This window comes from Roseomonas sp. TAS13 (assembly GCF_001950415.1).
Classification (GTDB): Bacteria; Pseudomonadota; Alphaproteobacteria; order Acetobacterales; family Acetobacteraceae; genus Roseomonas; species Roseomonas mucosa.
The window spans coordinates 1-7,071 of sequence record NZ_BDLP01000227.1 but is presented as its reverse complement, the minus strand read 5'-3'; the positions used below and the strand labels follow the sequence as shown (position 1 = coordinate 7,071).

The window sequence follows — 7,071 nt, the reverse complement described above, 5'->3', positions numbered from 1 at the left end:
CCCATGGGCCGGCCCATCGTGAGGCGCGTCGCCGCGCCGCCGGGCGCCCGCCCCGCCGGATTCCAGCCCGGATTCCAGCTCGGGGCCAGCCCCGCCTCGCGCCGCGCCTCCGGCAGTTGCGCCTCCACCGCGGCAAGGTAGGCGGCCGCGCGTTCCGGCGTGTTGCTGTGGTAGTTCGCCGCCGAGCGCATCCAGTCGCCGCGCGTGGCATTCAGATCCTTCAGGAACCGCGCGGCATAGCGGGCATTGGACAGCGGGTCGAAGGCTTCCTCCAGGCTGGCGAAGGCGTTGGGATGGTGGTGCAGGTTGATCTGCATGCAGCCCACGTCGATCAGCCGCATCCCATCGGCCCGAAGCTGCCGCACCTCGGCAACCGCTTCCGCCCTGGTGCGGAAGAACTTGCCGCGTCCCTCCGCATTCATCGTCCAGGGCCAGGGGCCGCGCTCGCCGGTCTCCGGGTCCCGCCGCCCCGATTCCACCCGCCCGATGGCGGCCAGGAGCCCCGCCGGAAGGCCGTATTCCCGCTCTGCCGCGGCGATCGCGGCCCGGCAGAGGGTGGAGGGGGATGGGGCGGAGGTCTGGGCCCTGGCGCCCGCCATGCTGGCGAGAAGGATCAGGAGGAGGGTCAGGCAGCGGAGCATGGCCATCCAGAAGCGAGGCCCATGCCAGCATTCCCAGGCTCCGCCGGGCGGCCGGAATAGGTCAACGATCCTGCCTTGTGCGCCGCGGGAGGCTGGTCTGACCACAATTCATGCTGCGGCGCGCAAAAACGCTTGCGAACAGGTGTTTGGGAGGCTAGCTTTCGTCTTGCAGCAACACGGTGATCCCGGGTTGTTTGCCTTTCTTGGACGTTTCCTCCCTAAACTCGGCGGTGCTTTCGGGCACCGCCTTTCTTTTTGCCCGCTGCCCGGCGCGATCCGGCCGGGATCAGCGGCCCAGGAAGCTCCAGTCCGTCTCCGAAAGCCTTTGCAGCAGCGTCGTCATCCGCTGCCGCAGCGTCTCCATGGCGGGCAGGGGCGTGATCCGCCGCTCATCCATGTACAGGCCGCGCGAGATCTCGATCTGCAGCGCATGCACGTGCTGGCGCGGCCGGCCATAATGGCGGGTCACATAGCCGCCGGCATAGGGATCGTTGCGCCGGACCCGGTAGCCCAGCGACAGCAGCCCATCCTCCACCGCCCGCGTCGCGCGGGGAGAGCAGGCGGTGCCATGCGCATCGCCCAGGATCATGTCCGTGCGCCCCGCGGCGGGAACGCTGGAGGGCATGGAATGGCAGTCGATCAGCAGGCAGAAGCCGAAGCGGTGCCGCGTCTCCTCGATCAGCGAGGCCAGGGCGCCGTGATAGGGCTCCCACAGGTTCTGCACCCGGTCCATCGCCTCGGTGAAGCGGAGGCGGCGGTCATAGACGTTCTCCCCCGTGCCGGTGACGCGGGCGATGGTGCCCAGCCCGGCCCCGACCCGGGGGGAGGCCGTGTTCACCCATTCCGGCAGGGGCTCGTCGAACATGCCGGGGTCCAGCTCCCAGGGCTCGCGATTCGCGTCGCAATAGACCCGGGGAAAGGTGGCGGCGAGGAGCGGCGCGCCGAAATCCGGGGCCGCCGCGAAGATCTGGTCCACGAAGCTGTCCTCGGACCGCCGCAGCGTCAGCGGGTCCAGCCGCGTGCTGCGCAGCAGGTCGGCCGGATAGCTCCGCCCCGAATGCGGCGAGGCGAAGACCAGCGGAATGGCCTGGTGCCCGGGCCGCGAGAGAATGAAGGGCGGCTCGGTCAGCGGCGCGACATTCTCAGGCGGCGGCAGATCCATCCTGACTTTCTTACATGCCGCGATGCGGAACGTCACGCGCGGCATCTTGCTAAACCCATCGGGCCGCGATACAGGGGCGCCACACCGCGAGCGGGCGCGTAGCTCAGCGGGAGAGCGTCCCCCTGACACGGGGAAGGTCACAGGTTCAATCCCTGTCGCGCCCACCACGAACCTCCTGAAAACCTGTCGTTCCGGCGCAACGCGGCCATTCTGCCCGCGCCATCGCCGCTCCCCATGTCCGGAAGGCATGGGGCCACGAAAGGCCGCGCGCCAGCCACACCTGCTCCCGCGCTTGCCGCGGGGCTGGCATGGCCAGCGGTGCCCCCGCCGTTACCCTTCCGGCCATGCCTCCGGGAAAGCGGGGCGGACGCGCCGCCCCGATCCCGGTGATCCCGGCCTCAGCGCCCCCAGATCTCCTCGGCCAGTTCGGCGCAGAGCCGCAGCTTGGCCCATTGCTGCTCCTCGGAGAGCTTGTTCCCCTCCTGGGTGCTGGCGAAGCCACATTGCGGGCTGATGGCGAGCTGTTCCAGCGGCAGGAACTTCGCCGCCTCGTCGATGCGGCGCTTCAGCTCGTCCTTGCTTTCCAGCGTGCCGTTTTTGCTGGTGACGATGCCCAGCACGACGACCTTCTTTCCGCGCGGCACGAAGCGCAGCGGCTCGAAGCCGCCCGAGCGCTCGTCGTCGAACTCCATGAAGTAGGCGTCGATGTCGATGGCGTTGAACAGCACCTCGGCCACCGGCTCGTAGCCGCCGGAGGCGACGAAGGTGGATTGGAAATTCCCCCGGCAGAGATGCATGCTCATCGCCATGCCGGGCGGCCGCGCCCGGGTCGCGCGATTGATCATGCCGGCATAGATGTCGAGCAGCCCCTCCACATGCTCGCCGCGCCGCTTCAGCCCTTCGATCTGCTCCGGATCGCAGAGATAGGCGATGTTGACCTCGTCGAGCTGGAGATAGCGGCAGCCGGCGGCATGGAAGGCCTTCACCGCATCCTCGTAGGTCCGCCCGAGATCGTCGAAGAACCCGTCCATGTCCGGATAGACGTCGCGTGCGATCGCCTCCCGCCCGCCGCGGAAATGCACCACGCTGGGGGAGGGGATGGTCTGCTTGGCGATGGCGTGGCAGGTGCAGCCGGCGGTGAAGCGGAAATCCTCGATCATGCTGGGCTTCCAGCCGATCCGCCCGTTCACCCGCAGCTTGTGGCCGAGCGTCGCGCCCTTGAACTGGACCTTGTCCTCGGGCTCGTAGATCTCGATCCCGTCCAGCCCGCCCAGGAAGTCGTAATGCCAGTAGGCACGGCGGTACTCGCCATCCGTGGCGGCACGCAGGCCGACCGATTCCTGCTTCGCCACCACCCGGGCGATCTGCTCGTCCTCCACCTGGCGCAGCGCCTCGGCGGAGAGCTTCCCTTCGGCGCGGGCCTGGCGGGCCTCACGCAGCGCGGCGGGGCGCAGCAGGCTGCCGACATGGTCGGCGCGGAAGGAAGGAAAGGCGGGCGGCTGGCAGGGCTTGCCATCGGCCCCCGTGCGGGTGGCCTCGCGGGCGGCTGTGCTGGCGGACATGGGGTTTTCTCCTGACGTCTTCTGTCATCGCGGCCCGGTCTCCCGGCCCCGCATCCCGTCTCCGGGCGGGCCTTCGTCCCTTCTTTCCCGCCGGAACACCCCGTCCGGCGTGGCCGCGCTGACGTCAACGATGGCAGGTCTCCTGGCTCGCGCGTCATCACCATCCGCCGCCTTCCCGGGGGCGAACCCGGTGGCCCTTGGCGGTGGCTCGGCGCTGACAGTTGCGGGGGCAGCCATGGCTTCGCACCATGTTCCCGTTTTAATCCGCGAGGGAACCATCGCCCTCCGGTGTAGGGGAGGCACGGCCTTCCCGGAAGGGGTGGCAGGCCACGCGGGCGCCGGAACGGAAAAGGGCCGGTGCCCTTGTCCGGCACCGGCCCTTCCCGATCCTTGGCCATCCACCCCCGGGGGGCGGGGAGGGGCCTCAGCCCGCCAGCGCGGCCTCGCCGTCCAGCACCGCCGCCACGGCATGCACCACCGAGGCGATGCGCACGGCAGCCTGCACCTGCTCCTGCGTCATCCCATGCTGGCGCACCACCTTCTCGTGGCTCTCCATGCACATGCCGCAGCCGTTGATGGCGGAAACGGCGAGCGACCAGAGCTCGAAATCCACCTTCTCCACGCCCGGCCGCGCCATGACGTTCATGCGCAGCTTGGCCGGCATGGTGGCGTAGTCGCCATGCACCAGATGCGTGAAGCGGTAATAGACGTTGTTCATGCCCATGATCGCCGCCGACGCCTTGGCCGCGTTCAGCGCCTCGGCCGAGAGCTTCGGGCCGAACTCGGCGACGATGTTCTTCGTCACCACGATATTGCGCGAGGCAAGCGCGCTGGCGATGAAGGTGCCGGCCAGCTGCTGCTCCGTCAGGAGCGTCTCGGCGGCGAGCGAGCCGAGGTTCAGCTTCAGGTCCTTGGCGTATTCGGGCAGCATGTTGCGCAGGGCGTCGAGCGACATCCTGTGAACTCCTCTCCGGTTGTGTTCGGTGGGCGGAACCGGCCCTCGGGGGCGCCCATGCGCCCGGTGCCCGCGGCTTTCGCGGAACGGTTCCTCCCGGGCCAGGGGAAGGGCCAGGGGAACGGGACGAGGGAACGGGGCGGCCGGCTCGGCACACCGTCCCCGGGGGCGCGAAACCCCCGGAGCGCGGTCAATCCGTGGAAGCTGGCCTCAGGCGGCCGGCTTCAGGACCTCTTCGCCCTGCTTCCAGTTGCAGGGGCACAGCTCGTCCGTCTGCAGCGCATCGAGGACGCGCAGCACTTCCTGCGGGTTGCGGCCGACGTTCAGGTCGTTGACGGAGGCGAAGCGGATGATCCCCTCCGGGTCCACGATGAAGGTCGCGCGCAGCGCCACGCCGGCGTTCTTGTCGAGGATGCCGCAGGCCGTGGACAGCTCGCGCTTGATGTCGGCGAGCATGGCGAAGGGCAGGTCCTTCAGGTCGGCATGGTGCGTGCGCCAGTTCATGTGCACGAACTCGCTGTCGATCGACACGCCATAGACGACGGCGTCACGGTCGCTGAAATCCGTGTTCAGCTTGCCGAAGGCCACGATCTCGGTCGGGCAGACGAAGGTGAAGTCCTTCGGCCAGAAGAAGACGATCTTCCACTTGCCGGCATCCGAGGCGTCGGAGACCTCGGTGAAGGCGGTGTTCATGTTCAGCCCCTCGGGGCCACCCTTCACGGCGGTGAGCTGGAAGGACGGGAACTTGTCGCCGACGGTCAGCATGCAGTGATCCTCTTCCCAAAAGAATTCGGTCGCTTCCGGACGGCGCCGCGATGGTGACCCCCGGGCCCGTCCGGCCGGAGGCTGATTCCCGCCCCCGCGCCGTGGCCGGGTATGACGCAGGTGCAGCACGGGTTCAAATGAATAGTTTTCGTCCTTATGATCGGCTGCACCGATGACCGCCTATCCCAGCCCGCAACAGCTCCGCTACCTCGTCGCCCTGGCGGATCACGGCCATTTCGGCCGGGCCGCCACCGCCTGCGCCGTCAGCCAGTCCACCCTTTCGGCCGGGATCATCGCCCTGGAGCGGCAGCTCGCCACGGCGATCCTGGACCGTGGCCCCTCCAAGCGGCCCGCCTTCACCCAGGTGGGACTCGAGATCGTGCAGCGGGCGCGCGACGCGCTCGCCACGCTCTCGGCGGTGGCGGAAACGGCGGCCACGGCGCATGACCCGCTGAGCGGCCCGCTGCGCTTCGGGCTGATCCCCACCGTGGGCCCCTTCCTGCTGCCACGCCTGATGCCCGCCCTGCGCGGCGCCTTCCCGCGCCTGCGGCTCTGGCTGAGGGAGGACCTGACGCAGAACCTGGTGGCCGACCTGGAGGGCGGCCGACTCGACCTGCTGCTCCTGGCACTGCCCGTGGCCTCGGCCGACCGGCTGGACGTGATGCCGCTGGCGGAGGACCCGTTCCTGGCGGCCCTGCCGCCCGGGCACCGGCTGGCCGCGCGCAACATCCTGCCGGCCTCGGCCCTGTCCGGCGAGCGGCTGCTGCTGCTGGAGGACCGGGTGGAGCGGCTGGGCTGGATGCCGCAGCCGGCGGCGCTGGAGGCCCTGGCCGGGGCGGATATCGGCCTCGTCCTGTTCCAGCCCGGGGTGGAGAACCACCGCCTCGCTTTGCCGCACAAGCTGTTCGACTGCATGCTGGCCGGCCTGCCGGTGATCGCCCCGGATTTCGCCACCGAGGTCGCCGACGTGGTGCGGGACAGCGGCTGCGGCCTGCTGGTGGACACCGCCTGCCCCCGTGCCATCGCGGCGGCGGTGGAAACCCTGCGCGACCCCGCCCTGCGCGCCCGGATGGGCGCGGCGGGACGCGAGGCCGCCCTGGGGCGTTACGGCTGGGCTGCGGAAGCCGAACGTCTGACCGGCCTTTACGGGCGCTTGGCCCCCCTCCCCGGGAGGGGCTAGACGAGGATGGATGGCGCCCAGACGCATCCTGCTGAACTTCCTCGTGGACCTCGCCCTGGCGGCGGCGGCCCTGCCGCTCGCCCTGTGGCTCGACGCACCCGGGGACTGGCCACCGGCCCTGTGGTGGCCGCCCGCCCTGATCGGCGGGCTGGGGGCCTTCCTGCTGGGGGCCGTGCCGCTGCGGCTGGCCCGGCAGTACTGGCGATTCTCCGGCCTGCCGGACATGCTGGCCGTGCTGGCCGCCGCCGTGACCATGGCCGCGCTCTTCTCGCTGGGCCTGTTCGTGGCCGGGCCGGTGCGCGGCTGGGGGCCGCCCAGCATCGCCTTCCCCTTCCTCCATGCCGGATCGCTGGTCGCCCTGCTGGGCGCGGCGCGCATGGCGGTGCGGATGCGCCACACCCATTACCGGGGTGCCCGCGCCCTGTCCTCGGGAGAAGCCCCGGCCCGCACGGTGATGCTGGCCGGCGCCGGCGATGCCGCCGACCTCTTCCTGCGCGCCCTTTCGGCGCAGCGCGTGCCGGGCTTCCGGGTGCTGGGCATCCTGGCGCCCCGGGCGCGGCAGGCCGGGCGGCGAATCCTGGGCGTGCCGATCCTGGGCGCGCTGGACGATGCGGACGAGGTGCTGGAGCGGCTGCGGGAACAGAACCGGCTGCCCGCCACCCTGGTTCTGGTGGGCAGCGACGTTTCGGGCAAGGAGCTGGAGGCGCTGCTGGATGCGGCCGACCGCCACGGCGTGACCGTGCGCCGCGCCCCGCGCCCGACCGCGCTGGACCCCACGGCGCCGGAGCGGCAGCGCCCGGACGGGG

6 protein-coding genes, 1 tRNA gene, 1 pseudogene and 1 riboswitch are annotated in these 7,071 nt (G+C 70.5%); of the genes and pseudogenes, 3 read left to right on the top strand and 5 right to left on the bottom strand.

Going from position 1 to position 7,071, the window contains the following annotated elements; genetic code table 11:
- A partial coding sequence (locus ROTAS13_RS16220; RefSeq protein ID WP_216348663.1) for a transglycosylase SLT domain-containing protein occupies positions 1–641 on the bottom strand: 641 nt, incomplete at its 3' end.
- 286 nt (positions 642–927) lie between these two features.
- Positions 928–1,803 carry an N-formylglutamate amidohydrolase gene (locus tag ROTAS13_RS16215; protein ID WP_027297141.1) on the bottom strand — a complete coding sequence of 292 codons (876 nt, stop codon included), beginning with the start codon at positions 1,801–1,803 and terminating at the stop codon, positions 928–930.
- A 92-nt stretch (positions 1,804–1,895) separates the two neighbouring features.
- Between ROTAS13_RS16215 and ROTAS13_RS16210 the strand changes: the two genes are divergently transcribed.
- A tRNA-Val gene (locus tag ROTAS13_RS16210) sits at positions 1,896–1,970 on the top strand.
- Between the two features lie 231 nt (positions 1,971–2,201).
- Here the strand turns inward: ROTAS13_RS16210 and ROTAS13_RS16205 are convergent.
- The 3 genes from ROTAS13_RS16205 to ROTAS13_RS16195 form a co-directional block, all read right to left on the bottom strand.
- Positions 2,202–3,365, bottom strand: coding sequence for a 5-methyltetrahydropteroyltriglutamate--homocysteine S-methyltransferase (locus ROTAS13_RS16205; protein WP_019460136.1), 1,164 nt, complete (start codon positions 3,363–3,365; stop codon positions 2,202–2,204).
- Positions 3,366–3,479: 114 nt separating this feature from the next.
- Positions 3,480–3,660, bottom strand: a riboswitch (cobalamin riboswitch).
- 129 nt (positions 3,661–3,789) lie between these two features.
- Positions 3,790–4,320, bottom strand: coding sequence for a carboxymuconolactone decarboxylase family protein (locus tag ROTAS13_RS16200; RefSeq protein WP_019460137.1), 531 nt, complete (start codon positions 4,318–4,320; stop codon positions 3,790–3,792).
- Between the two features lie 210 nt (positions 4,321–4,530).
- Positions 4,531–5,085 (bottom strand): peroxiredoxin, encoded by a 555-nt coding sequence (locus tag ROTAS13_RS16195; protein ID WP_019460138.1) that lies wholly within the window; start codon positions 5,083–5,085, stop codon positions 4,531–4,533.
- 172 nt (positions 5,086–5,257) lie between these two features.
- Between ROTAS13_RS16195 and ROTAS13_RS16190 the strand changes: the two genes are divergently transcribed.
- On the top strand, positions 5,258–6,265 hold the full coding sequence (locus ROTAS13_RS16190; protein ID WP_075822851.1) for a LysR substrate-binding domain-containing protein: 1,008 nt from the start codon (positions 5,258–5,260) through the stop codon (positions 6,263–6,265).
- 10 nt (positions 6,266–6,275) lie between these two features.
- Positions 6,276–7,071 (top strand): annotated as a pseudogene (locus ROTAS13_RS16185) (nucleoside-diphosphate sugar epimerase/dehydratase); the annotation flags it as partial.